This is a genomic window from Arenimonas alkanexedens, from assembly GCF_054781355.1.
In genome coordinates, this window is the sequence record NZ_BAAGUO010000003.1 from 145,242 (window position 1) to 170,718 (window position 25,477).

General features: G+C 68.7%; 17 protein-coding genes. 7 read left to right on the forward strand and 10 right to left on the reverse strand.

Annotated features, from left to right (window positions below; genetic code table 11):
• Positions 1–4: 4 nt before the first annotated feature.
• Positions 5–481 (reverse strand): SixA phosphatase family protein, encoded by a 477-nt coding sequence (locus ACYVGY_RS08695; protein WP_460457092.1) that lies wholly within the window; start codon positions 479–481, stop codon positions 5–7.
• Positions 482–505: 24 nt separating this feature from the next.
• Positions 506–1,138, reverse strand: a complete 633-nt coding sequence (locus ACYVGY_RS08700) for a ParA family protein (RefSeq protein ID WP_460457093.1) — start codon at positions 1,136–1,138, stop codon at positions 506–508.
• A gap of 171 nt (positions 1,139–1,309) precedes the next feature.
• Here ACYVGY_RS08700 and gltB point away from each other — a divergent pair, with 171 nt between their 5' ends.
• Together gltB and ACYVGY_RS08710 are read left to right on the forward strand one after the other, a co-directional pair.
• Positions 1,310–5,776, forward strand: a complete 4,467-nt coding sequence (gltB, locus tag ACYVGY_RS08705; RefSeq protein ID WP_460457094.1) for a glutamate synthase large subunit — start codon at positions 1,310–1,312, stop codon at positions 5,774–5,776.
• The gene (locus tag ACYVGY_RS08710) at positions 5,773–7,176 is read left to right on the forward strand and encodes an FAD-dependent oxidoreductase (protein WP_460457095.1); all 1,404 of its coding nucleotides are present in this window, start codon (positions 5,773–5,775) and stop codon (positions 7,174–7,176) included. The genes gltB and ACYVGY_RS08710 overlap by 4 nt, the downstream gene beginning before the upstream one ends.
• A gap of 36 nt (positions 7,177–7,212) precedes the next feature.
• Here ACYVGY_RS08710 and ACYVGY_RS08715 read toward each other — a convergent pair whose 3' ends face one another.
• From ACYVGY_RS08715 to ACYVGY_RS08725, 3 genes are read right to left on the reverse strand one after another with little or no spacing between them, the layout of a single operon-like run.
• Positions 7,213–7,797 carry a hypothetical protein gene (locus ACYVGY_RS08715; RefSeq protein ID WP_460457096.1) on the reverse strand — a complete coding sequence of 195 codons (585 nt, stop codon included), beginning with the start codon at positions 7,795–7,797 and terminating at the stop codon, positions 7,213–7,215.
• On the reverse strand, positions 7,794–9,476 hold the full coding sequence (locus ACYVGY_RS08720; protein WP_460457097.1) for a GMC family oxidoreductase: 1,683 nt from the start codon (positions 9,474–9,476) through the stop codon (positions 7,794–7,796). Before ACYVGY_RS08720 ends, ACYVGY_RS08715 begins: the two co-directional genes overlap by 4 nt.
• Positions 9,473–9,985, reverse strand: coding sequence for a gluconate 2-dehydrogenase subunit 3 family protein (locus ACYVGY_RS08725; RefSeq protein WP_460457098.1), 513 nt, complete (start codon positions 9,983–9,985; stop codon positions 9,473–9,475). The genes ACYVGY_RS08720 and ACYVGY_RS08725 overlap by 4 nt, the downstream gene beginning before the upstream one ends.
• A gap of 69 nt (positions 9,986–10,054) precedes the next feature.
• Between ACYVGY_RS08725 and ACYVGY_RS08730 the strand changes: the two genes are divergently transcribed.
• Positions 10,055–11,542, forward strand: a complete 1,488-nt coding sequence (locus tag ACYVGY_RS08730; protein ID WP_460457099.1) for an AAA family ATPase — start codon at positions 10,055–10,057, stop codon at positions 11,540–11,542.
• A 105-nt stretch (positions 11,543–11,647) separates the two neighbouring features.
• On the opposite strand, the gene ACYVGY_RS08735 is transcribed toward ACYVGY_RS08730, so the two are convergent.
• The 3 genes from ACYVGY_RS08735 to ACYVGY_RS08745 all read right to left on the reverse strand — a co-directional run bounded on the left by ACYVGY_RS08735 (position 11,648) and on the right by ACYVGY_RS08745 (position 15,051).
• Positions 11,648–12,127, reverse strand: coding sequence for a methyltransferase family protein (locus tag ACYVGY_RS08735; protein WP_460457100.1), 480 nt, complete (start codon positions 12,125–12,127; stop codon positions 11,648–11,650).
• A 111-nt stretch (positions 12,128–12,238) separates the two neighbouring features.
• Positions 12,239–13,153 carry an AEC family transporter gene (locus tag ACYVGY_RS08740; RefSeq protein ID WP_460457101.1) on the reverse strand — a complete coding sequence of 305 codons (915 nt, stop codon included), beginning with the start codon at positions 13,151–13,153 and terminating at the stop codon, positions 12,239–12,241.
• Between the two features lie 77 nt (positions 13,154–13,230).
• Positions 13,231–15,051: a DUF885 domain-containing protein gene (locus ACYVGY_RS08745; RefSeq protein WP_460457102.1), complete on the reverse strand. Its 1,821-nt coding sequence runs from the start codon at positions 15,049–15,051 to the stop codon at positions 13,231–13,233.
• Positions 15,052–15,120: 69 nt separating this feature from the next.
• On the opposite strand from ACYVGY_RS08745, the gene ggt reads away from it, so the two are divergent.
• On the forward strand, positions 15,121–16,875 hold the full coding sequence (ggt, locus tag ACYVGY_RS08750) for a gamma-glutamyltransferase (protein WP_460457103.1): 1,755 nt from the start codon (positions 15,121–15,123) through the stop codon (positions 16,873–16,875).
• A 7-nt stretch (positions 16,876–16,882) separates the two neighbouring features.
• On the opposite strand, the gene ACYVGY_RS08755 is transcribed toward ggt, so the two are convergent.
• Both ACYVGY_RS08755 and ACYVGY_RS08760 read right to left on the reverse strand, forming a co-directional pair.
• Positions 16,883–19,735, reverse strand: coding sequence for an ATP-binding protein (locus ACYVGY_RS08755; protein WP_460457104.1), 2,853 nt, complete (start codon positions 19,733–19,735; stop codon positions 16,883–16,885).
• A gap of 7 nt (positions 19,736–19,742) precedes the next feature.
• Entirely contained in the window at positions 19,743–20,924 is a 1,182-nt protein-coding gene (locus ACYVGY_RS08760) for an EAL domain-containing response regulator (protein WP_460457105.1), read from the reverse strand.
• A gap of 314 nt (positions 20,925–21,238) precedes the next feature.
• On the opposite strand from ACYVGY_RS08760, the gene ACYVGY_RS08765 reads away from it, so the two are divergent.
• Genes ACYVGY_RS08765 through lnt form a run of 3 tightly spaced genes read left to right on the forward strand, consistent with a single transcriptional unit; the run spans position 21,239 to position 25,472 of the window.
• Entirely contained in the window at positions 21,239–22,327 is a 1,089-nt protein-coding gene (locus ACYVGY_RS08765) for a hypothetical protein (protein WP_460457106.1), read from the forward strand.
• Positions 22,324–22,989, forward strand: a complete 666-nt coding sequence (locus ACYVGY_RS08770) for a hypothetical protein (RefSeq protein WP_460457107.1) — start codon at positions 22,324–22,326, stop codon at positions 22,987–22,989. Before ACYVGY_RS08765 ends, ACYVGY_RS08770 begins: the two co-directional genes overlap by 4 nt.
• Positions 22,990–23,012: 23 nt before the next feature.
• A complete protein-coding gene (gene lnt, locus ACYVGY_RS08775) occupies positions 23,013–25,472 on the forward strand; it encodes an apolipoprotein N-acyltransferase (protein ID WP_460457108.1) in 2,460 nt (819 codons plus the stop codon).
• Positions 25,473–25,477: the final 5 nt, after the last annotated feature.

Here is a 25,477-nt window from a genome sequence, read left to right on the forward strand (position 1 = left end):
CCGCTCAGGGCCACCAGAAGGCGGCGAGGCGGGCGATGCCCGGCTCGAGATCGGCATCGTCGGGCAGCGACAGCACCGCGACGCCGCCCGCAGGCATGCCGCGGAAGTCGCCGGACTGGCCTGAGCTGAGCAAGGCCGCCAGCTGCTCGAAGCCGGGGTTGTGGCCGACCAGGAGCACGCGGGACAGGTCGCGGTGTTCGTCGGCCACCTGCATCAGCATGCCCGGGGTGGCGTCGTAGATACGCTGTTCCTGGCGCATTTCGACGTAGCCCAGCGCAGCCAGCGCCTGTTCGGTGGTTTCGCGGGCACGACGCGCCGGCGAGGTGACCACCCGGTCAGGCAGGTAGCCGTGGTCACGCAGCCACGCACCGGCGGCTTCAGCCTCGGCCTGGCCCTGCATGGACAGTGGGCGGTCGAAGTCGTCCTGCCCGGGGGCTGGCGGTTCGGCGTGGGCGTGGCGGAGCAGGATCAGTTCGCGCATGGCCTTCCTTGTGGTGGAGCGGATTCAGAGTGCTTTCTTGAGCCAGCGCAGCAGCGGCGCCCAGTCTTCCTGGTGGCTGCGGATTTGTTCCGAGTGGTAGTCGAATACCGACTTGCCCAGCGCCGCCATCAGCACATAGGCCTGGGTGTCGCGCAGCTCGGCCACCAGCGGGTAAGGCCAGGTCTTGAGCTGGTCGAGGGTCTGTTGGGTGTTGCTGGTCCAGGGCTTGAGGCGATTTCCGACGATGCCCACCGGCAGCTTGCCCTTCTTGACCCGCGGGTGCTGCACCAGCGTGTTGAGGAAGGGCACCGTGGCCTCGAGATCGATGATGGAGGGCAGCACCGGCACGATCACGGCGTCGGCCATGTCCAGGAAGGCGGTGAGGTCTTCACCCATGGCGCCCGCGGGGGCGTCTACCACCAGGCGCTCGACGCCGGCGGGGACGTGCTTTTCCCAGCCGCGCTTGCTGCCGTCGATGGGCAGCACGGCGGTGTCGAGGACCGCGCGCTTTTCGCACCAGTGGGTCGAGGATTTCTGCCGATCGGCGTCGAGGATGGCCGTGGCCTTGCCTTCGACGGCGAAATAAGCGGCGAGATTGGTCGACACCGTGGTCTTGCCGGCGCCTCCCTTGGAGCTGGCGACCAGGATCGTACGCATGCCGGACCTCCACAAGGGGAAGAGACCTCACTCTAACCCGCCCGGCGCGGGCTTAGGAAGGTAACCGAGCAGAAACTCTATTCGGCTGTGTGACCGTGGGGAAAGCCTGCCGATGGCGCCTGTTCCTGCGGCGTGAGCCCGGCTTCCCACTCCCACAAGCACGGAGGGCGCATGCCAGCACCCCCGGTACCGGGCCTGCATTCCCCGGACTTCGAGCGCGACAGCTGCGGATTCGGGCTGATCGCCCAGCTGGACGATCGCCCCTCGCGGGCCCTGGTGGACGCCGGGCTGCAGGCGTTGGCGCGGCTGGTGCATCGCGGCGCGGTCGGTGCCGATGGCCTCAGCGGCGACGGCTGCGGGCTGCTGCTGCGGCGGCCACGCGTGTTCCTGGCGGCAATCGCGCAGGAGGCCGGCATCGCCTTCGGCGACGGCGACGCCTGCGGCATGGTCTTCCTGCCGCATGCGCCCGCCGCTGCGGCGGTCTGCCGCACGGGGCTGGAACAGGCACTCGCCGGGCAGGGCCTGAGCGTCCTGGGCTGGCGCGAGGTGCCGGTGGCGCGCGAGGGCTGCGGCGAGATCGCGCTGCGGGGCCTGCCGCGGATTGAACAGGTGTTCGTACGGGCCCCGAGCGACACCGACAGTGCCGGCTTCGAACGCGCGCTGTTCCTGGCCCGACGCGCCGCCGAGCAAACGCTGGCGAGCGAGGACGATTTCTACGTCGCTACGCTGTCGGCAGCGACCCTGGGCTACAAGGCGATGGTGCTGCCGGACCAGCTGGCCCGCCTGTTCCCCGATCTGGCGCGGCCCGAGCTCGCGTCCTCGACGGTAGTCTTCCACCAGCGTTTTTCCACCAATACCGCGCCCGCCTGGAAGCTGGCGCAGCCGTTCCGGCTGCTGGCGCACAACGGCGAGATCAACACCATCGAGGGCAACCGGGGCTGGGCCCGCGCGCGCGCCGCGCACTGGCGCTCACCGCACCTGGACCTGGCCAGTCTGCAGCCGCTGGTCAGCGAGCATGGCTCGGACTCGCAGAGCCTGGACAACATGCTCGAACTGCTGCTGGCCGGCGGCATGGACCTGCTGCAGGCAATCCGCATCCTGGTGCCGCCGGCGACCGCCTCGCTGGAATACAAGGACCCCGACCTCGCCGCCTTCTACGAGTACTACGGCCTCTCGCTCGATCCCTGGGACGGCCCGGCCGGCATCGTCACCTGCGACGCGCGCTACGCCGCCTGCCTGCTCGATCGCAATGGCCTGCGCCCGGCCCGTTGGCTGCTGACCGCCGACCGCACCCTGGTGGTGGCGTCGGAGACCGGCGTATACGACGTCGCGGACGCGGACGTGGTGGCCAAGGGCAAGCTGGGGCCCGGCGAAATGCTGGCCGTGGACCTGCTGCGGGGCGAGTTCCTGGACACCGGCGCCATTGACGCGGTCAACAAGGCGCGCGCGCCCTTCAAAGCCTGGCTCAAGCAGGGCGTGACCTATCTGAGCACCAGTCTGGTGGATCCGTCGCTGGCGGCCGAACCTTTCGACGCGCTCACGCTGCGTCGGTTCCAGAAACTGTTCCAGCTCAGCCGCGAGGAACGCGAAACCGAGCTTCGGGTGCTGGCCGAAACCGAACAGGAGGCCACCGGCTCGATGGGCGACGACACGCCGGTGGCGGTGCTCTCGCGACAGATCCGGCCGGTATACGACTACTTCCGCCAGGCCTTCGCACAGGTGACCAACCCGCCGATTGATCCGCTGCGCGAGCAGTTGGTGATGTCGCTGGCGACCCAGCTCGGCCCCGAGGGCAATGTCTTTGAGGAAAGCCCCGCGAACGCCGTGCAGGTGATGCTCAATTCGCCGATCCTGTCGCAGCGCAAGCTGCGGCAGCTGCTGGCGCTGGATCAGTTTGAAGCGGCGCATGCCATGCTGCCGCTCTACTTCGCCGGCGATGAAACCCTGGCAGCGGCCCTGGACCGGATCTGCGCCGAGGCCGAAGCCGCGGTGCGCGCCGGCGCGGTGCTGGTGTTGCTGAGCGACCGGTACCCATCGCAGGGTTCGGCGGCCGTGCCGGCCCTGCTGGCCACCGGCGCCGTGCACCATCATCTGTCGGCCACCGGCCTGCGCTGCCGCGCCAATTTGCTGGTCGAAACCGGCAGCGCCCGCGACGCCCACCAGATGGCCTGCCTGATTGGCGTCGGTGCCACGGCGGTCTATCCCTACCTGGCCTACCAGACACTGTCGGCCCTGGGCCGCGCCGGCGTGGTGGACGGCAAGCTGGGCAATGAACCGGCCGAGCTCGGCCGCAGCTACCGCCGCGGCATCAAGAAGGGACTGCTGAAGATCCTGTCGAAGATGGGCATCAGCACCATCGCCAGCTATCGCGGCGCGCAGCTGTTCGAAATCGTGGGGCTGGCCGACGACGTGGTCGCGCGCTGCTTCCCGGGCATGGTCAGTCGACTCCAGGGCGCCGGCTTCGCCGAGCTCGAGGCCGAGGCAAGGACACTGGCGACGCAGGCCTGGACCGACACCGCCGACATTTCCCCCGGCGGTCGCCACAAGCTGATCGTCGGCGGCGAATACCACATGTACAACCCGGACGTGATCGCCGGCCTGCAGCGTGCCGTGCGCAGCGGCGATCCCGCCGACTACTTCGCCTACGCCGAGCACGTCGATGGCCGCCCGGCCTCGGCCTTGCGCGACCTGCTGGTGCTGCGCCCGGACATCACGCCGATACCGCTGCAAACGGTTGAACCGGCCGCGGCGATCCTGGCGCGTTTCGACTCGGCCGGTATGTCCCTGGGCGCGCTCTCGCCCGAGGCGCACGAGGCGCTGGCGATCGCGATGAACCGGCTCGGTGGCCGCAGCAATTCCGGTGAAGGCGGTGAAGATCCCGCCCGCCACGGCACCGAGAAGCGCAGCAAGATCAAACAGGTCGCCAGCGGTCGCTTCGGCGTCACGCCCGAATACCTGGTCAACGCCGAGGTGCTGCAGATCAAGGTCGCCCAGGGCGCCAAGCCCGGCGAAGGCGGCCAGCTGCCCGGCCACAAGGTGAACGCGATGATCGCGCGCCTGCGTCACGCCCGGCCCGGCATCGGCCTGATTTCGCCGCCGCCGCACCACGACATCTATTCCATCGAAGACCTGGCGCAGCTGATCTTCGACCTCAAGGAGGTCAATCCGGACGCGCTGGTATCGGTGAAGCTGGTCTCGCACGCCGGCATCGGCACCATCGCCGCCGGCGTGGTGAAGGCCTATGCCGACCTGATCACGATCTCGGGCCACGACGGCGGCACCGGCGCCTCGCCGATTTCGTCCATCCACCATGCCGGCACGCCCTGGGAGCTGGGCTTGGCGGAAGTGCAGCAAACCCTGCGCGGCAACGACCTGCGGCACCGCGTGCGGCTGCAGGCCGACGGCGGCCTCAAGACCGGCCTGGATGTGGTGAAGGCGGCGATACTCGGCGCCGAGAGCTTCGGCTTCGGCACCGCGCCGATGGTGGCGCTGGGCTGTCGCTATCTCCGCATCTGCCACCTCAACAACTGCGCTACCGGCATCGCCACCCAGGACCCCCGGCTGCGCGCGAACCATTTCACCGGGCTGCCGGAGATGGCGATGAATTTCTTCCGCTTCGTCGCCGAAGACGTGCGTCGCTGGCTGGCGCGCCTGGGCGTGGCCAGGCTCGAGGACCTGATCGGCCGCACCGACCTGCTGGTGCAGGCCGAAGGCATTACCGAACGCCAGCGCCGGCTCGATCTCACGCCGATCCTGGCGGCCGCCGACGGTCGCGGCGAAGCCGCGCGGCACTGTACCGAGGCACGCAACCCGCCGCGCGACACCGGCCGGCTGGCGCAGCGCATGCTCGAGGAAATGGGCGCCGCCATCCACGCCCGCGCGGGCGGTGAGTTCAGCTTCCGCATCGGCAACGCCGACCGCAGCATCGGCGCCCGGCTGTCGGGCGAGATCGCGCGCGTGCACGGCGACACCGGCATGGCCGACGCGCCGATCACCGTCCACCTGCGCGGCCACGCCGGCCAAAGCCTGGGCGCCTGGAACGCCGGCGGCCTGCAGCTGCTGCTCACGGGCGACGCCAACGACTATGTCGGCAAGGGCATGGCCGGGGGGCGGATCGTGCTGCGGCCGCCGGCGGAAGCGCGTTTCGTCGCGCAGCACGCGCCGATCATGGGAAATACCTGCCTCTACGGCGCCACCGGCGGCGAGCTGTTCGCCGCCGGCACCGCGGGCGAACGCTTCGCGGTGCGCAACTCCGGCGCCCTCGCCGTCGTCGAGGGCGTCGGCGACCACGGCTGCGAATACATGACCGGCGGCGTGGTGGTGGTGCTGGGCCGCACCGGGCTGAACTTCGGCGCCGGCCTGACCGGCGGCCTGGCTTACGTGCTCGACCTCGAACGTGACTTCGTGGATCGCTACAACCATGAGTTGATTGACGTGCTTCGCATCACGCCGGAGGGCATGGAGCATCATCGCCACCACCTGCGCGGCCTGCTGCGCGCCCACGTCGAGCACACGGGCAGCATCGCGGGCGCACAGTGGCTGGAGGACTTCCGCGACGTCGCCGGCCGCTTCTGGCTGGTCAAGCCCAAGGCCGCCACGCTCGAGCAGCTGGCGGATGCGCTCAGGAACGCCGCATGAAGCCACGCCACTTCCAGTTCCTGGAGCTGCCGCGGAAAATGCCGCGCGAGTTGCCGGTCAGCACCCGCGTGCTGGGCTGGCAGGAGATCTACCGCGGTTTCGCGGCGCCCGAGGCCGCCGACCAGTCGGCGCGCTGCCTGGACTGCGGAAATCCCTACTGCGAGTGGAAGTGTCCGGTGCACAACCCGATCCCGGACTGGCTGGCGCTGGTGCGGGAAGGCCGGCTGTTCGAAGCCGCCGAGCTCGCGCACTCCACCAATCCGCTGCCCGAAATCTGCGGCCGGGTCTGTCCGCAGGACCGGCTGTGCGAGGGCGACTGCACGCTCAACACCGGCTTTGAGGCGGTGACCATCGGCGCGGTCGAGAAGTACATCGTTGACGAGGCCTTCCGACTCGGCTGGCGGCCAGATCTCTCGGCGGTGCGGCCCAGCGGTCGACGCGTGGCGATCATCGGCGCCGGCCCGGCCGGCCTGGCCTGCGCCGACCGGCTGGCGCGCGCGGGCATCGAAGCCCATGTGTTTGACCGCTACCCAGAGATTGGCGGGCTGCTGAGCTTCGGCATCCCCGCCTTCAAGCTCGAGAAGCACGTGATCGCCACGCGGCGCGGCGTGCTCGAGGCGATGGGCGTGCGTTTCCACCTCGGCGTGGACGTGGATGCCGCCAAGGGCGCCGAGCTGGTGCGCGATTTCGATGCCGTTTTCCTCGGCACCGGGGCCTACACCGCGGTGGATGGACGCCTGCCCGGCCAGGACCTGCCGGGCGTACTGGCGGCACTGCCCTTCCTGGTCGGCAACGCGCGCCTTCAGCTCGGCGCGCCGTCGCCGGAGACGCCGGCAGTGGAGCTGGGCGGCAAGCGGGTGCTGGTGCTCGGCGGCGGCGACACCGCGATGGACTGCGTGCGCTCGGCGCTGCGGCTTGGCGCGGCCGAGGTCAGCTGCGCCTACCGGCGCGGCGAAGCGGACATGCCCGGCTCGCGTCGCGAGGTGAACAATGCCCGCGACGAGGGCGTTCGCTTCCTGTTCAACCGTCAGCCGCTGGCGATTGAGTCCGGGCTGCGGGTGGATGGCGGCAAGCAGGTAAGCGGCGTGCGCCTGGTTGAAACGCGCAGCCAGGGCGGGCGCCATCAGGCCGCTGAACAGGTGCCGGACAGCGACCTCGTGCTGCCGGTCGACGTGGTGATCCTCGCATTCGGTTTCCGCGCCAGCCCGGCGCCGTGGTGGGCGGACTTCGGCATCGAACTCACGGCCGAGGGCCGCGTGCGGACGGGGCCGGACGGGGCCACGTCGCATCCCAAGCTGTTCGCCGGTGGCGACAATGTTCGCGGCGCCGACCTGGTGGTTACCGCGGTCTACGACGGTCGCGAGGCCGGCGACGCGATCGCGCGACGGCTGGTGGGCTAAGCGCGCCGGCCCGCGGGGTGGCCGGCGCGAACGACCTTACTGCGGGCCGTTGCTCGGGAACTGGCAGGTCTGGCCACCCGGCGCCAGCACGAAGGGGCTGGGGCAGCTGGCCGTGGTTTCGGTCAGGTAAGGCGGCACGTCATATTCGCCGACCGTGTTGACGCCCAGATAGGGCTGCCAGCCGGTGCCAAAGACGTAGTCGGTGCCCGCCGTGAAGTGGCGCCCCTGGGCGCCGCCCGTGAGCAGGAAGCCCTGGTGCGCGAACGACCAGCCCAGTCCGAATTCGCCCTGCAGGTCTTCGTCGCCGTCAATGCCCTTGAGGCGAAGCTCACCGGGCCTGAAGCCTTTCGTGAGCGGGAACGTGAAGTCGAGCCCGAAGCCGTCCACGTCGCCGTTGGAGCTGACGTCCAGGTCGCGGTAGCCCACCACCAGCTCCGGTTGGGAGTGGGCGCCGAACTGCCAGTTCAGACCGACGAAGAATTCGTCTTCGCTGGTATTGTCCTGGCCGATCACCGTCGTGGTGAAGGTCGGAGCCGGCGGCGGCGTGGGCACGCCGGCGAGTACCGGGCCACAGGCGAGGACGAGTGCGAATGCGGCGGTCTTGCTGATCAGGATTTTCATGGGCTTTCACCTTTGGAATGGGGCGCTAAAGAATCTGCGGCGCGGAGGGCAAGCGCCTGGATGGTGAGGGAAGGCGCTTCGCCTCCCCCCGAGCTCGGAAACACGCTGGCGTCGCAGATGAGCAGGTTTTCCCACCCGTGCACCGCCAGGTTTGCATCCACTACCGACGTGGCCGGATCCTTCCCCATGCGGCAGGTCCCGAACACATGGGCAGCGGAATAGAAGTCGTAGGTTCCGTATTCCTCCACCAGGGAATCGACCCCGGCTGCCTTAAGTAGTAGACGGCAAGAGCGTGCCATCTCGGCCAGCCGCCGCAGGGCCATGGCGTCGTTGTGGCTGTGGATGCGGGCGAGTGGCTGGCCGAAGACATCGCGGTGCTCGGGATCGAGCTCGACGAAAGACGCCGGGTTAGGCAGGTATTCGCCGATGGCGCTGACGGCCAGTCCGCGTCCGAAAGCTTCCCGCATGGCCTGTTTGTGGCTGCGGCCCCAGCCGGGCAGCGCGCGCCGGGCGTAGGCAATGGGTCCGACCAGGTCGGCTTCATGGACGCCGGCGCTGAGCCGGAATCCGCCAACCACGCCGTCGCGTGCATCCGGGCGATTGAAATCCCAGCAGATCGCATCGGCCGGCAGGCCGCCAAAACTGGCCAAGGGCTCCGGCGCCAGGCCGACGCTGGTCCAGCCCGTGGACTCGAGCAGATTGCGACCCAGCTGACCCGACGTCTCGCCGATCGCCTGCGTCGGGTGCGCCGCGTTGTGGGCCAACAGCAGGCGGGGCGTTTCTATCGCGCCCGCCGCCAGCACCAGCTGCGGTGTTTCCACACGATGCGACTTGCCCGCGGCGTCGCGGTAGTCCACGGCGGCGATCCGGCCTTGGCCACCGACGACAAAGCCGACCACGGTGCTGTCGGGGCGGACAACGCAGCGACCGCTGGCCCGGGCCTTTGCAATGAACGTGACGTCGGCTGAGCCCTTGTCACCGCGCGGGCAGCCACGGGTGCAATTGCCGCAATAGTTGCAGGGCGGCCGCCCGTCGTAGGCCTGCGACAGGGCCGCGCGGGCATTGGCCTGCCACTGCCAGCCCAGGGCCTTGGCGCCTTCGCCGAGCAAGGCGGAGGCGCGGCACAGACGATGCGCGGGCAGCGGGAAAGGCTCGCTGCGCCAGCGGTCGCCGGGGTCGGCGGGCCCCGCCACGCCGATCAGGCGTTCGGCCTCGAGGTAATAGGGCTCCAGCGCTGCGTAATCGAGCGGCCAGTCGGCGCCGACGCCGTGCTCGCTGTGCAGACGCATGGCGTGGGGGTTCATTCGGTGCGCTTCGCCGGTGTAGTGCAGGGTGCTGCCGCCGATTCCGCGCACGTGGTAGTAGCCGGGCCCGGACGGCAGGCGCTGCTCGCCGCGGTTGAGTCGGCCGTGCACGGCGTTCCAGGAGCGCAGGTCGTCCAGCGCAGGGTCGAGGGCCTGCATCGGCGCGAAACGCACCTGCCCCTGGCTGCCAGGCTTGTGCGGGAAATGCGATCGCTCCCAGTTTGGCTGGTCCAGCGGATAGTCGGTGGCGGGATCGAAAGCGGGACCAGCATCGAGCAGCAGCACGCGCAGGCCCCGCTGCACCAAGCGCCAGGCGACGGCACCGCCGCCAGCGCCGGCGCCCACCACCACCGCATCAAAGTCGCCGGATTTCATTCGAGGCTTTCGAAATAGCCGGCCGGCTGCGGCGGGGCACGGGTGGCGAATCCGGCGAGCGCGGCCGGGTCGGCGTAGTACCAGCCCATCGCCAGGTCGCGAACCAGGTCGAAGAAGCGGCGCTGGGGCGCTTCCCAGGGCAGAAGTGACATCGCTTCGGCGATGCCGCCGCGGCTGTCCTCGTCGAGCGCATCGAAGCGTCCGCCTGCGGCCTGGTCCAGCCAAAGACAGCTGAGCTCGAACAGGCGCCGCAGCATCGCGTTGTCGGGAAGCTCGGCCAGGATGCGGCTGGGAACGCCCAGCGCCGTAGCGCTGGGCGATAGCGCATCAGCCGGGATCAGGGTGTCGCAGAAGGCGGCGAAGCAGGGCTCGATCGCGCCGGGCCACGACACCGCGTCCGACGCCACCGCCCACGCCACCTTCGCCCCGGGCAAGGCGAGCCCGGCCAGCGCGGCGGAAATCGTGGCCAGCGCCTGACGACGGGTGAACCGACGGAGAGAAGCGTCCATCGGGCGATGCTAGCGCAAGGCATGGCGAATGGCTCTGCTAAAGTTTCGGTCCCAGCCAAGGACCCCTTGATGAGCGAACTGCAGGATCTCACCGCCCTGATCCGCGCCAACACCGCGCTGATCGTGATCGAGACGCCCGACGAAGGGCGGGTGGTGGACCTGTTCCGGCACCTGCTGATGAACGTCTGGCGTCCGCTGTACCGCTGGTCGATCACCGAAGGCCTGCGCCGCATCGACCTGGACGGCGAGGACGCGCCGATGGCGCCACCCGACGCCACCACCACCCTGCGCACCATCCGGGAAATGGACCAGCGCGGCATCCACCTGCTGCTCGATTTCCACCCCTACTTGGGCTACGCGACCACGCAGCGGATGCTGCGCGAGATGATCGACCGCCGCGAATGCAAGGACCACAGCATCGTGCTGGTCGGCGCCAAGATCGAACTGCCGCCGGATCTCGAGCACGCCGCCGTGCGCTTCTCGCTACGCCTGCCCAACGAAAACGCACTGCTGAAGCTGGTGCAGGACGAAGCCGCGCTGTACATGCGCGAACACGGCGGCAAGCGGGTGGAAGTGGACAAGGAAGCGCTGGCGGCGATCGTGCGCAACCTGCGCGGGCTGTCGCTGACCGACGCGCGCCGGCTGGCGCGACACCTGATCTTCCGCGACGGCGTGATCTGCGCCGACGACCTGCCCGAGTTGGCCAAGCTCAAGTTCGAGCTGCTCAACAAGTCCGGCAACCTGCACTTCGAATATGACACCGCGCGTTTCAGCGACGTGGCCGGCCTGTCGCGCCTGAAGGACTGGGTGGGGCAGCGCCGCGCGGCCTTCACCGGCGACGTCGCGCTGCCCGTGGGCCTGGATCCGCCCAAGGGCATCCTGCTGCTGGGCGTGCAGGGCTGCGGCAAGTCGCTGGCGGCGAAGGCGGTGGCGGGCGGCTTCAACGTGCCCTTGGTGCGCCTGGATTTCGGCACGCTGTACAACAAATACCACGGCGAAACCGAGAAGAACCTGCGCGACGCGCTGGCCTCGGCCGAACAGATTGCGCCCTGCGTGCTGTGGATCGATGAGCTGGAAAAAGGCCTGGCCAGCGCCGGCAGCGACGACGGCGGCGTGTCGCGGCGCGTGCTGGGCTACTTCCTGACCTGGATGGCCGAACGCAAGTCGAAGGTGTTCCTGGTCGCGACCGCCAACGCGGTCAACGACCTGCCGCCGGAGCTGCTGCGCAAAGGCCGCTTCGACGAAATATTTTTCGTCGACCTGCCCGACCATGCGGCCCGCGCCGAGATCTTCCGCATTCACCTGGCCCGTCGCGAAGTGGACTGGGAAGGCTTCTCGCTGGACGCACTGGCGGAGGCGGCCGATGGTTTCTCCGGCGCCGAGATCGAGCAGGCGGTGGTGAGTGCGCTGTACGCCGCACACGCCGCGCAAGGCCCGGTGGACGAGGCGCGCGTGGTCAAGGAAGTGCGCAACACCCGCCCGCTGAGCGTGCTGATGGCCGAGCAGGTCAACGCCCTGCGCGACTGGGCCCGCACCCGCACCGTCCCCGCCGACTGAGACCCTGTAGGAGGGCCTTCAGGCCCGAAGCTTTTCGCCCAGGAGCTTCGGGCCTGAAGGCCCTGCTACAGAAGCTTCGGGCCTGAAGGCCCTCCTACAGGTTGGTCAGAACCAGCGGCGGACGCGGTGGCAGTAGTCGCGGTAGGTCTGACCGAACACCGTCGCCAGGTAGCGCTCCTCGCGGCCGATGACGTAATAGCGGATCACCAGGAGCACCGGCACGAAGGTCAATAGCGGCCAGAGCGTGTTCAGGGCCAGCGTCACCGCGCCGTAGGCCAGCGCCATGCCCAGGTACATCGGATTGCGGGTGTGGCGATAAACGCCCTCCGCCACGAACGCCGTGTCTTCGCGCCAGGGTCGCGGGTCATTGCCCTTGCGGCGGAACCCGCGCAGGGCACTGCCGGCCAGCCACACTGCGGCAATGGCCAGCCCGAAGGCGTGCAGATCGAGCCACCACGCGCGTTCCGCCGACAACAGCGGCAAGGAGTGGTACCCGTACTCCAGCGCCAAGCCAATACCCAGCCCGAGCGCGAAGATGAGCGGCGGCGGGAAGCGAACACCGGGCGAGGCAGCAGGTTCGTGCATAAGGAACTCCGTGGTCGAAACCTGTAGGAGGGCCTTCAGGCCCGAAGCTTTTCGGCGACAAGCGTCGGGACTGAAGTCCCTCCCACAGGAGCTTCGGGCCTGAAGGCCCTCCTACACGAGGTGGCTCAGGAGCCAGGACCAGGCGGGCAGGGTGGCCAGTGACAGCAGGATGCCATAGCCGACCATCGCGGCGGCCAGGCCGGGGGCCAGTCGGTGCGATATCGCTAACGCGGCTGCGGTGATCATCGGCGGCATCGCCGATTCGAGCACCACGGCATCGTGCATCACGCCGGTCATGCCGAAGGCCCAGGCGATGCCAAGCGCCAGCAGCGGCATCACGAGCAACTTCAGCGCCAGGCCCGCGGCCAGCGGTTTGAGTTCGTCGCGCGGCAGAGCCAGCTTCATGCTCAAACCAATGGCCAGCACCACCAGCGGCAGCAGGGCGTCGGCCAGTCGCTGCAGGCCGCCGGCGATCCAGTCGGGTGGCGTTTCGGGCATCACCGTCAGGCCGGCCACCAGCGCCAGGAAGGGCGGAAAGCTCAGCACGCGCCGACCGATCATCGCCGCCGTGGGTTTGGCGTCGCCGCCGTAGCGCGCCAGTACATAGAGCCCGAACGTGGACAGGATCAGGAAGGCGCCGAACTGGTCATAGATCACCGCGTAAGGCAGCGCGTCCTCGCCCAGCAAGGCCTGCACCAGCGGGTAGCCAAGGAAGCTGGTGTTGCCCAGCGCCACGCACAGCAGCAGCACTGCGTGTTCGTCCGGCCGCAGCTGCAGCAGGCGTGTCACGCCGGTCACCAGCACCACCGTGGCCAGCAGCAACAGCCACGGCACCGCAGCCACGGCCAGCACCTGCGGGCCCAGCTCCAGCCGCGGTGCATAGATCAGCACCGAGGCCGGAAGGCAGACATACAGCACCACTTTGTTGAGCACTTCCGACGCGCTGTCCGGGAACAGGCGCAGGCGCTGGAACAACAGTCCCAGCGCCAGCATCGACAGGATCAACGCGAAGGCATCAAACGCCATGGTTCAATCCGCTACGTTCCATCGGCGCCCGCCGGCGCCGCGAACGGACCCGGCGGGAGCCGCGCCAGCGTTTGGCATCACGCCGCGGCCTGCTTCGCCTTCTCGGCGGCGATCCATTCGCGGATCTTGGTCTGCAGCACGCCCATCGGCAGCGCGCCGTCCACCAGTACCTGGCGATGGAAGGCGCGCACGTCGAACTGCGCGCCCAGCTCGGCCTCGGCCTCTTCGCGCAGCTCGCGGATCACGCGCTGGCCGACCTTGTAGGCCAGGGCCTGGCCGGGGATCACGATGTAGCGCTCGACCTCGGCCACCACGTCCGACTCGGCCATCGAAGAGTTCGCCCGCATGTAGTCGATCGCCTGCTGCCGGTCCCAGCCGTAGTAGTGCAGGCCGGTGTCGACGACCAGGCGCATGGCGCGCAGCTGCTCGTCGCTCAGGCGGCCGTACCACTGGTAGGGATCGGTGAATAGGCCCATTTCCTTGCCCAGCGACTCGGCGTACAGCGCCCAGCCTTCGGCATAGGCGGTGTAGCCGCCGAAGCGACGGAAGGCCGGCAGCGACTCCACTTCCTGCTGGATCGAGATCTGGAAGTGATGGCCCGGCGAGGCTTCATGAATCGACAGGGTCTCGACCAGGAAGTTCGGCTGCGCGCGCAGGTTGTAGGTGTTGAGGTAGAACACGCCCGGACGCGAGCCGTCCGGCGACGGCGACTGGTAGGAGGCGCCGGCGTCGGATGCCGCGCGGAAGGCCTCGACCGGCCGCACTTCGTAGTCGGCCTTGGGGAAGATGTCGAACAGCTGCTCCAGGCGCGGATTGATCTTCTGCTGCACGTCGCGATAGGCCTGCAGCGCCTCTTCTTCGGTCTTGAAGTAGAACTGGTCATCGCTGCCCAGGTGCGCGAAGAAAGCCGCCAGGTCGCCTTCGAAGCCAACCTGTTCGCGCACGGCATTCATCTCGGCCAGGATCCGCGCCACTTCCTCCAGACCGAACTGGTGGATCTGCTCGGGCGTGAGGTCGGTGGTCGTGTTCACCGCCACGTTGTGCGCGTACCAGGCCTTGCCGTCCGGCAGGTGCATCTGGCCGACGCCGTCGCGGGCCTTGGGCAGGTATTCGTCGCGCAGGAAGTCGCGCATCTTGGCGTAGGCCGGTACCAGCGTGGCGCTGATCGCTTCGCGATAGGCAGCGGTGAGCCGCTCGCGCTCGGCGGCCGGGAACTCGGCGGGCATGTTCGCTATCGGGCCCCAGTAGACGCTCTTTTCCACATCATCGACCACGTGCGCGGCGAACTGCGGAATCGACTTCTCAACCACCGGCACCGGCTGCACCACGCCGGCGGCAATGCCTTCGCGCAGGTTGGCGATGGCGCTGTCGTTGAGCACCGGGAAGCGGGCGATACGGGCCAGGAAGTCGTCGTAATGCTTGACCTCCGTGAACGGCTGCAGGCTCTGGCCCGAACCCAGCTGGGCCATGAAGCTGCCGAAGCTGCCGAACTGGTTCACCGGCATCATCCAGCCCGGGAATCGGTTGCCGGCCAGCGAGGTTTCGCGGTCGGAGATGAAGATGTCGTAGCTCAGGCGCTGCTGGCCGCTTAGGGCCTCGCGGTCCAGTGCCTGCACGCGCGCCAGGAAGTCGCGCTCGCGGGCCTCCTGCTCGGCGCGGTACTGCGCCGAAAACATGTCCGGCAGCTGGTCGTTGTAGCGCAGGTCGCCCAGAGAGGTGGCGAAGATCGGACTGGCCTTCAGCTCCGCCTCGTGCCATTCCTCGAACAGCGCATCAAGCTCGGCGGCGACCGCGGCCGGATCGGCCTGGGCGGCAGCGGGCGCCGCCGGGGTGGCCGACTCGCGGCTGCAGCCGGCAAGGGCCAACAGGCAGGTAAACAACAGGGCGATGACGCGCATCAGGATTCCTTCGCTTTCGCGGGGCTGGGGTTGCGCTATCTTCCTCCAGTCGCCGCCCGGAGCCTACTGATGAAAGTACTGCCTGCCTGCCTCTTGTTGACCGCCGCCCTCGGCGCCGTCCTTGCCGCCCCGGCCAGCCAGGGTGCTGACCGCATTACCGGTCCCGCCTTCGCGATGCGCTCGGAGGTGATCGCCCCGGAGGCCATGGCGGCCACCTCGCACCCGCTGGCCACCCAGATCGCGCTGGACGTGATGCGTCGCGGCGGCAGTGCGGTGGATGCGGCGATCGCCGCCAACGCGGCCCTGGGTCTGATGGAACCGACCGGCAACGGCATCGGCGGCGACTTCTTCGCCATCGTCTGGGACCCCAAGACCCGCAAGCTGCACGGCTACAACGGCTCCGGCCGGTCGCCCCGGGCGCTGAGCCTGAAGTGGTTCCAGGACAAGGGCTATACCGACATCCCGCCGCACGGCCCGCTGCCGGTGACCGTGCCGGGCGCGGTGGACGGCTGGTTCGCTCTGCACGACCGCTTCGGCAAGCTGCCGATGGCCGACGTGCTCAGGCCCACCGTGGACTACGCCCGCAACGGCCACCCGGTGCACGAAACCATCGCCTACTACTGGAACCGCAGCGTGCCGGTGCTGTCGAAATGGCCGGGCTTCGCCGAGCAGTTCACCCTTGACGGGCGCGCGCCGCGAAAGAATGAAATGTGGCGCAACCCGAACCTCGCCAACACCCTGGAAACCATTGGTCGCGACGGCCGCGACGCGTTCTACAAGGGTGACATCGCCCGCACCATCGGCGACTACTTCAAGGCCAATGGCGGCTTCCTGAGCTACGAGGACATGGCGGCGCACACCGGCGAATGGGTCGAGCCGGTGAGCGCCAACTACCGCGGCGTGGACGTCTGGGAGATCCCGCCCAATGGCCAGGGCATTGCCGCGCTGCAGATCCTCAACATCCTCGAGGGCTACGACTTCTCGAAGATTGCGTTCGGCAGCGCCGAGCACGTGCACCTGTTCACCGAAGCCAAGAAGCTGGCCTTCGCCGACCGCGCCCGCTGGTACGCCGACCCGACGTTCTTCCCCGGCCCGGCCCGCGGCCAGGACGCTGGCGACGCGGCACGGGCGCTGGTGCAGCGGCTGATCTCGAAGGAGTACGCGACCGAACGACGCGCGCTGATTGATCCTGACAAGGCCGCCAAGGCGGTCGATGCCGGCACCCGGCTCAACCAGGGCGACACGATCTACCTCACCACCGCCGACAAGGACGGCATGATGGTGTCGCTGATCCAGTCCAACTACCGCGGCATGGGCAGCGGCATGGCGGCCCCGGGGCTGGGCTTCATCTTCCAGGATCGCGGCGAGCAGTTCGTGCTCAAGGCCGGCCATCCGAACTCGTTCGCACCGGGCAAGCGCCCTTTCCACACCATCATCCCGGCCTTCGCCACCAAGGACGGCAAGCCCTGGATCAGCTTCGGCCTGATGGGCGGCGCGATGCAGCCCCAGGGCCATGCGCAGATCATCATGAACCTCGTGGACTTCGGCATGAACCTGCAGGAAGCCGGCGATGCGCCGCGCATCCAGCATGACGGCAGCACCGACCCGGCCGGCCAGATGCTGGCAATGACCGACGGCGGCGTGCTGAACCTGGAAACCGGCTTCGACTATGAAGTGATCCGCGCGCTGATGCGCAAGGGCCACAGGCTCGAATTCGCGGACGGCCCCTACGGCGGTTACCAGGCGATCATGCGTGACCATGAAAACGGCGTTTACGTCGGCGCCAGCGAAAGCCGCAAGGACGGCCAGGCCGCGGGCTACTGAATCGGGCTCAGCGCCAGCGCGCCTGCAGGTGGCGCTTGAGCCGCTCCACCGCTGTTTCGACATCGGTGCACAGCGGCAGCACCCGTGACCAGTCGGCCGCCTTGGCCGCCGCTTCGGCCGCACCCGCGGCGTCGGCCAAGGGATAGGCACCGACCAGGCGCGCAGCGCCCTTGATCTTGTGGGCCTCCCGCGCCAGCTTGACAAGATCGCCGGCCGCCCGCGCGCTCGCGAGTCCTTTCATGTCGTCGGCGGTGGTGTCCATGAAGTCGTCCATCACCGCCCTGGCTTCGTTGGGATTGCCGCCGGTGAGCAGGTCGAGCACCGACGCATCCAGCGGCGTGGGATCGGCGTTCACCTGGGGCAAGGGCGCGGACGGCATCATTTCGCCGGCCTGTGGCAGCGTGTGCGGCAGCCAGCGACGAAGGCAGGCCACCAGCTCGGGAATGCTGACCGGCTTGGCCAGGAATTCGTCCATGCCGGCCGCCAGACAGCGTTCGGCTTCTCCCTTGAGCGCCGCCGCCGTCAGCGCGATCACCGGGGTGCGCGGCTTCCCGGCTTCGGCTTCTTCCCGACGCAGCGCGCGCGCCATTTCATGGCCGTCCATTACCGGCATGTGCACGTCCGACAGCACCAGCGCATAGCGACCGGTACGCCAGGCCGCCAGGCCCTTGACGCCGTCCTCGGCCGATTCGCTGGCGTAGCCCGCCAGTGCCAACTGACGCGCCACCACCAGACGATTGGTCGGGTGGTCGTCGACGATCAGGATCAGGCTTCGCTCCGCCAGGGCCTGTGCTACCGAGGGCAGCGGCCGCGCCAGGAAACCTTTACCGGCCTCGGGCACGCTCTCGGGCTCGAGGTCTTCGATCCTGCCGCGCGCCAGGGTGATGTCCAGCCGAAGCGTGGTCCCGGCTCCGGGCGTGCTGTCCATGCTCACTTCGCCCTGCATCAACTCGGCCAGGTGGCGCGAAATGACCAGGCCCAGCCCGGTGCCGCCAAATCGCCGCGTCGTGCTGTCCTCGGCCTGGGCGAAGGGCTGGAACAGGCGCGCCTGCTGCTCGGGCGTGATGCCGATGCCGGTGTCGGTGATCCGGAAACACACGCGGTCGCCGTCGCCGTCGCGGCCCTTCCACTCCAGCGCCGCCTCGACCATGCCGGTCTCGGTGAACTTGATCGCATTGGACAGGAAGTTGCCCAGCACCTGACGCAGGCGCAGGGCGTCGACCACGTGCGCCGGGCCGACCCGGTCGTCCACGGCGCAGTTGAGAACGAGGCCCTTGCTGGAGGCCGACCCGCTGAAGTTGGCCACCGTGGACTGCAGCAGGGCCGGCAAGGACACCGTGGTCGGCGACAGGTCCAGCCGACCCGCCTCTACCTTCGAAAAATCCAGGATGTCGCCGATGATCTGCAGCAGCGAGCGCGCCGACTGCTGGATGACCTGGATCGTGCGGCGCTGTTCGTCGTCCAGCCGACTGTGCGAGAGCACCTCGAGCATGCCGGTGACGCCGATCATCGGCGTGCGTATTTCATGGCTCATGGCGGCGACGAAACTGGACTTGGCGTCGCTGGCTTCATGGGCACGGGTTTCGCTGGCGCGCAGGCGCTGCTCAAGCTGCTTGGCCTGGGTCAGGTCGGTGCCGACCGCGATGTAGCCCACGATTTTGCCGCTGCCGTCGCGGGTGGCCGAGGTCGCCAGCAGCACCGGCACCCGGCTACCGTCCTTGCGCACGAAGGTCCACTCCCGCGGCGGCGAACCCTGCTCGATCAGCAGCGGCACCAGGCTGGTGCCGGCGGGAATCTGCCGATCCAGGGCCTGGGTCAGCTCGGCGGTGACTTTCTCGACCTCGGCCGGCAGCAGCAGCTGGTGGGTGCTGCGCTGGCCGATGATTTCCTCGGCCCGGTAGCCGGTCAGGCGTTCGGCATAGGGGTTGAAGCTGGTGATTCGCGTGTCCAGGTCCAGCGAGAAGATCGCCACCCGCGCCGCCGCGAACAGCGAGCGCTGGAACATCTCGCGCTCCTGCAGCGCCTCACGCACCTGTTCGTTGCGCAACAGCTCCTGGTTGAGCTTGTTCTCGAATTTTTGCACGTCGTCGCGCATCACCAGGAACACCTCCATCACCTCGCCCAGCTCCCCCTCAGGCTGGTAGCGCGGCATCACCTGGTAGTCGTGCCGGCGCATCTGCTGCGCCATCGCCGTCAGGCTTTCCACGCCCCGGTAGACGTTTCGGACCAGCTTTCTGCCCACCACGGCCACTATCACCAAGGTGAAAAGGCTCATCAAGGTGCGGATCCAGGCGTAGCGCACGGCCCGCGACTCCTGTTCGCGCACCCGCTGCCCGGCCTCGATCATTTCCAGGTCGCCCAGGCGTTTGATGCGCGTAGTCACCGGGTCGATCGCCGGGTAGAGCTCGGTGTCGGCAAAGCGGGCCAGAGCGACAATGTCCTGGGCGACCAGGATGCCTTCCAGGGTCTTGGCCGCGGTGTCAGCGCGAACCCGGGCCCGGGTGATCTGTTCGTACAGTGCTTTCTGGTCGCGCGTGAGCGGCAGGCGTTCAAGCGCGGCCCAGTGTTCGCGGATACGCAGGCGGGCGTGGCCGACGACCTGGCTGCCTTCCTGCCAGGTAAGCAGGTCGTTGCGGACCCGGATGGTGGTGTCCACGATATCCAGACCATACGCGTCCGACACCGCCTTGATCCGGCGCAGTCCGTCCAGCGACTCGTCCTTGAGGGACTCGAGCGCACGCTGGCTCTGTTGGCGCTCGTACTCATCCAGCACCAGCACGCCAGCGCCGGTGAACAGGAGAAGGCCGAACAGTCCCAACAGCTGGATGCGGATGCCGAACTTGTGGCTCGGTCGCGGCATCGTGCGGTCAGTGATGGGTCTGGCGCCAGCGATGGATGGCGTCGGGCAGCTGCTCGCCCGGGACCGGCGGCGAGATCAGGTAGCCCTGGGCGAAGTCGCAGCCCAGCTGGGCCAGCAGCTGCCACTCCTCCACGGTCTCGACGCCTTCGGCGACCACTTTCAGGTCGAGCTTGCGGGCAAGGTCGACGCTGGTTTCGATCATGGCGCGCTTGCGCGGCTGGGTCGGTGATCCGCTGACGAAGTCGCGGTCGATCTTGAGCTCGGAGAAGGGGATCTGCGACAGCTGGGAGAGCGAGGAATAGCCGGTGCCGAAATCATCCACGCTCAGGCCGAAGCCCTTGAGGCGTAGCCGCGCCAGCAGGCCCAGGCCGCGCGCGGTGTCGCTCATCAGCGAGCTTTCGGTAATCTCCAGCACCATCTGGTCGGGGCTCAGGCCGTGTTCGCGCAGCACCGCCTCGTAGCGATCGGCCACTTCCGGGCCGGACAGGTTCTGGGCCGACACGTTCACGGAAATTTTCAGGTCGAGGTCGCGCGCCTTCCAGCGCTTCCACCAGGCACAGGACTGCACCAGCATCAGATTGGTCAGTTCGTGGATCAGTCCCGCGGCCTCCATCACCGGCACGAACACGGTCGGCGGCACCATGCGGCCATCGGCCAGCCGCCACCGGGCCAGCGCTTCGACGCCGATGATCTTGCCGTTGCCGAACTCGGCCTGGGGTTGGAACCAGGGCAGGATCTCGCCGCGCGACAGCGCATCACGGGCCTGCTCCGGCGTGACTTCGATGTCCAGCGCCGCCTGGCCGTCCGTCGCCGGGGCCTCGTAAAGCGACAGCACGGTGGTGAGCTTGCCGGGCGTCAGCGGTTTCTCGATGCAGCCCAGCACCCGCAGGCCGGAGGCCTTGGCCATCACCTGCACGGTGTGCAGCAGGGCCGGCTCCATGGCGCTGACCACCGCGATCGAATGGGCCAGCCGTTCCTGGGCAACGATGCCGATGAACTCCACGCCGTCCATGCCGGGCATGTCCAGGTCCACCAATACGACGTCGGGCGATTCGGGCAGGCCGCGCAGCAGGTCCAGCGCCTCGAAACCATCGGCCGCCTCGTGAAGTTTAGTCAGCCCCAGGTCGGACAGCAGGCGCAGGCCAAGGCGGCGCTGGAAGCCATGGTCCTCGACCAGCAGGATCGTCAAACCCGCCAACACCATCGTTATCCCCTGGCGGCCCGAATCAGGCCGTTATCGCCTGACTGTACCTGTCGCCCGCATGCCCGGGTAGTACGGGGTCGCGCGAGCGCTCCGGCCAGTCCGCACCCCGGCGGCCGCCGGGAACTGTGCTGCACCGCACATTGCGCCGCCCCCAACCGTACGCTAGCGTCCGGCGGGCGATGGTCAGGGAAGGACACCTCCATACCAGTGGGGGGTCCCCATCGCTTCAGGTTTCGTCAGTTCCAAAATCGGACGCCGTCCGGCGTCCGTGGCGTACACCATTCGAAGGGGAGTCATTGATGAACATCCTTACCCGCGGCACCGCGATGCGGTGCCTGCCGGCTGCATTGCTGCTCGTAATCGCCGGCCCGACCTTGGCCAACACACTCAACCAGAACGTTTCCTGGACCATCGACCGGTCCGGGACTACGGCGAAGTATCGCGTCGTCGCCTATGGCGACTCGATCTACGCCGGCTACAACGGCTCGATCAGCAACGCCGCAAGGTACGCCGCGCCCACGGTTGACGCCGAGTACCTGTCGGCCCGCTGGGGCGCAGACATCGAAAGCATCCGCCGCACCAAGTCGGGTGCGGTTGCCAGCGACGTCTACAACAGCAAGATCGTCTCCGACCGCTCCTACATGCAGGCGGCATCCACCCGCGTGGTGACCTTCGAGATGTGCGGCAACGACGGCCTGCAGGCGCGTACCAGCTTCAAGTCGCAGAACGGCACCTGCAACTACAGCGTGCTCGACACCGCCGTGGCCAACTGCGCGCTCTACGTCGGCCGGGCGATGGACTTCATCAACGCCAACGCCCACGCCAACACCCGCCTGAAGATTATTTCCAATCTTTATTACCCGGGCTACAGCGCCGACAACGTGCAGAGCAGCTGTCGCGATGCGAGCACCGGGCAGACGGTGAAGATGCAGGACCGCTTCCTGCCGGCGATCGCCAGGATGAACTACGCGATGTGCAATTCCGCCCGCCTAAAGGGCTTCCAGTGCGCCGACAGCTTCGCCCAGTACATGGGCGCGGACTACGACAGCAATGGCGACGGCCAGATCGATTCCGAGGCCTTGCGCTACGTGCCGGGTGAAAGCGAGGCGTCCTACGTCAACCGCATCTCGGTGACGCTGCGCGGCACGCTGCGCGACGCGAACGCGCACTTCGTGTCCTCGTCGAGCAGCTTCGACTACATCCAGTCCGACGACGTGCATCCGACCTACACCGGCGGCACCGTGCGCGCCGGACTCTGGGGCGGCAGCACCGGCAAGGGTGCACCGCGCTACACCAGCTTCACCAACGGCCGCAGCCCGATCTGGAACCAGCTTGGCCATGAGCGCATGGGCTGGGCACTGTCGGTCTACAACCCGGCCAGCCCGTGACCGAACGCGGCCAGCCCGGCACCCCGCCGTCCGATCCGGACGGCGACGGTGTGCGGGTGGTTCGCAAGGCAGGGACCGCGGGGCGGTCCCTGCTGTTCGGCTTGGCGGTCGCGGTTTTTCTGATCGCCGCGCTGGCAGGCGGTTGGCGGCTGCTGGCGATCCCGTCGGCGCCGCCAACTCCGGATATCGCCGGCGATGCGGCGGAAGCGACCGAGCCGACGGCGCCGGTCGCTATGGCGCGAGCCAGGGCGGCGCTCGCCGCCGATGCGGTGGTCGAGGAACTTCCCAGCAATGACCCGAATGACATCGCCAGCTATTTCCGGCCCGGCGATCCCGAACCCACGGGTGCCGAATTGATCGGCGCCCTGCACGACGTCGGCATCCGTACCGGCATCGGCGCTTTCAATCCGCCGGGCACCAGCCCGCCGCTGGAAGGCTTGGCCGTGCCCGAGGACTATCCGCTTCCCGACGGCTACGTGCGCCACCACCAGTTCAGCGACGAGGGCGTGGCGATCGAGCCGATCCTGATGTTCGCGCCAGACTTCGTCCTCTATGACGCCAACGGCCGGCCGATCGCGATGCCGACCGATCGCGTGGTGCCGCCCGAGCTGGCGCCACCCGACCTGCCCGTGCGGCGGGTTCGCATTCCCCCGGCAGGCTGAGTCCTGATTGGGAGTGCGCTGATTTGAATGCCGATGGTTTGAGTTTCCCGCGCTGGCGCAGCCTTGCCGGCATCGTGCTCAGCGGCCTGCTGTTGGGCCTGTATGCGCGCGGCGACGCGGCCTGGGTGCTCGGCTTCGTGGCGCTGGTGCCCTGGCTGCTGGCGCTCAATGGCCTGCGCACGGCGCGCGGCGCGCTGGCGAGCGGGCTGGTGATGAGCCTGGCGTTCGTCGCCGCGGTGTTCGTCTGGTTCGGCGCCGCAATCGGCGCCTACATCGGTGTCGGCGCGGTGATCGGCACGGCCGTGCTGCTGGCGCTGGCGCCGCTGATGCAGCCGCAGATTGTGGCGTTCGCACTGGCGCGGCATCTGGCCGGGCGCCGGCATGGCCCGGTGCTGCGCGCGCTAGCCGGTGCGGCGGCGTGGGTCGGCATGGAATGGGCGCTGCCGAAACTTCTCGGCGACACGCTGGGCCACGGCCTGATGCCGTCGGCCGTGCTGCGGCAGATGGCAGACCTGGGCGGCGCCGCCGGCCTGACCGTGTTGCTGCTGTTGGTCAACGAAGCCATCGCGCTGGCGCTGTCCCGGCGCCGCTCTGGCTGGCGCGCCTGCGGCTGGCCGCTGGCGGCCGCCGCAGCGATGCTGGTGACGACGGCAAGCTACGGCCAGCTGCGGCTGACGAGCCTCGCGGCGCCGGCGCCGGACGCGCCGCGGATCAAGGTGGCGATGATCCAGGCCAGCGTCACCCACTACGAACAGCTGCGCGCCGAGATCGGTGCCTATGGCGTCGTCCGGCACGTGCTGGACAGACATTACGAACTGTCCTGGTCGGCCCTGCGCGACCACGGTGCGGACGTACTGCTTTGGTCCGAGACGGTCTACCCGACTACGTTCGCGAATCCGCGCAGCGAAGACGGCGCGGCGCTGGACCAGGAGATCCAGGGATTCGTGGATGCCGCCGGCGTCCCGCTGGTGTTCGGCACGTACGACCTCGACGAGGCCGGTGAGTACAATTCCGCCGCTTTCCTTGAGCCAGGCCGCGGCCTGCTCGGCGTCTATCGCAAGACCCACCCCTTCCCGCTGACCGAACACGTGCCGAGCTGGCTGGACCAACCCTGGCTGCGGCGCATGCTGCCCTGGACCGGCAGCTGGCAGCCGGGTGACGGCGCGCGCGTGCTGCCGCTGCGCACGGCAGACGGCCGCGAAGTGAACGTGCTGCCGCTCATCTGCCTGGACGACGTGCGCACGCAGCTGGCGATCGATGGCGCGCGCCTGGGCGCGCAGGCCATTGTCGGCATGTCGAACGATTCCTGGTTCACCGGCTACCCCGCCGGCGCGCGCCTGCATCTGTCGGTGGCGGCGTTCCGCAGCATCGAGACCCGGCTGCCGCAGGTGCGCGTGACCACCAACGGGCTGAGTGCGGTGATTGACGATACCGGCGCCGTGCTCGCGCGCACGGCGATGGGCGACCAGGCGGTGCTGACCGCCGAACTCGTGGCTCATGATCCGGCGCCGACGCTGATGGTGCGCTGGGGCGACTGGGTGGGCGCTGCGGGCCTGCTGTTCCTGGGCGTGCTGGCCTTCCAGGCGACGGTGCTGTCGCTGGCCACGCGCCGCGCGGCGGCCAGCCCCGAACTCTTCACCGCTAACGCGGTGCTGCTATCGCCGCGCTGGCGGGCTCTGGCCAGCGGGCTTCGGCTGGTCGCCGCTGCCGGCCTGGCCTGGCTGGCGGCGGATATGTTGCTGCGCACCGGGCTGCAGGTGCAGTCGCTCAAGCAGCTGTGGCTGTTCGGCGCCGCCGTGGTGCTGCCGCTGGTGGCGGCGCGGGCGATCCTGCGCGTGTTCGCGGCCCGGGTTCGGATCGAAGGCGTGATGTTGGTGCTGGAGCAGCGCCACCAGCGGATCGAAGTGCCGCTAGCCTCGATCGCATCGCTTTCGCCCTGGCGTCTGCCCTGGCCCGACAGCGGCACCGACCTGGTGCTCGGCTCGGGGCGGCGATGGGCGCGTGGCCTGGCCATCGCCGATCCTGTCGCGCTGGCCAAGGCCCTCACCGATGCGGGCGCACCGGCCCGGATCGCGGACGGCGCTGCGGCGCGCAGCGCGACCCTGGCCAGCGTTCGCGCGGCCGCGGGCCGGCCCTGGTTCGAACACGCGTCCGTGAAGTTCGGGCTGTTCCCGCTGCTGCCAGCGTTGGTGGCGTTCCGCCTGCACCAGGTCATCGCCTTCGGCGGCACCTTTGGCGAGGCCTACACCTACGGCTGGGGCGCCTGGTTCATCGGGCTGCTGGCTTGGTGGGCCTCGTGGTCGCTGGGGCTGATGCTGTTCGCGGCGGCGCTGCGGATCTTCGTCGAGGCGGCCTCGCTGCCGTCGCTGGTCCTGATGCCTTCGCGCGCGGCGGCGGCGCGCCTGTTGCTGGTCTGGCTGGCCCGGGCGCTTTACTTCATAGGCGTACCGGCGTGGCTGCTGGTACGCGTCCTGTCGAGCTGACCCGA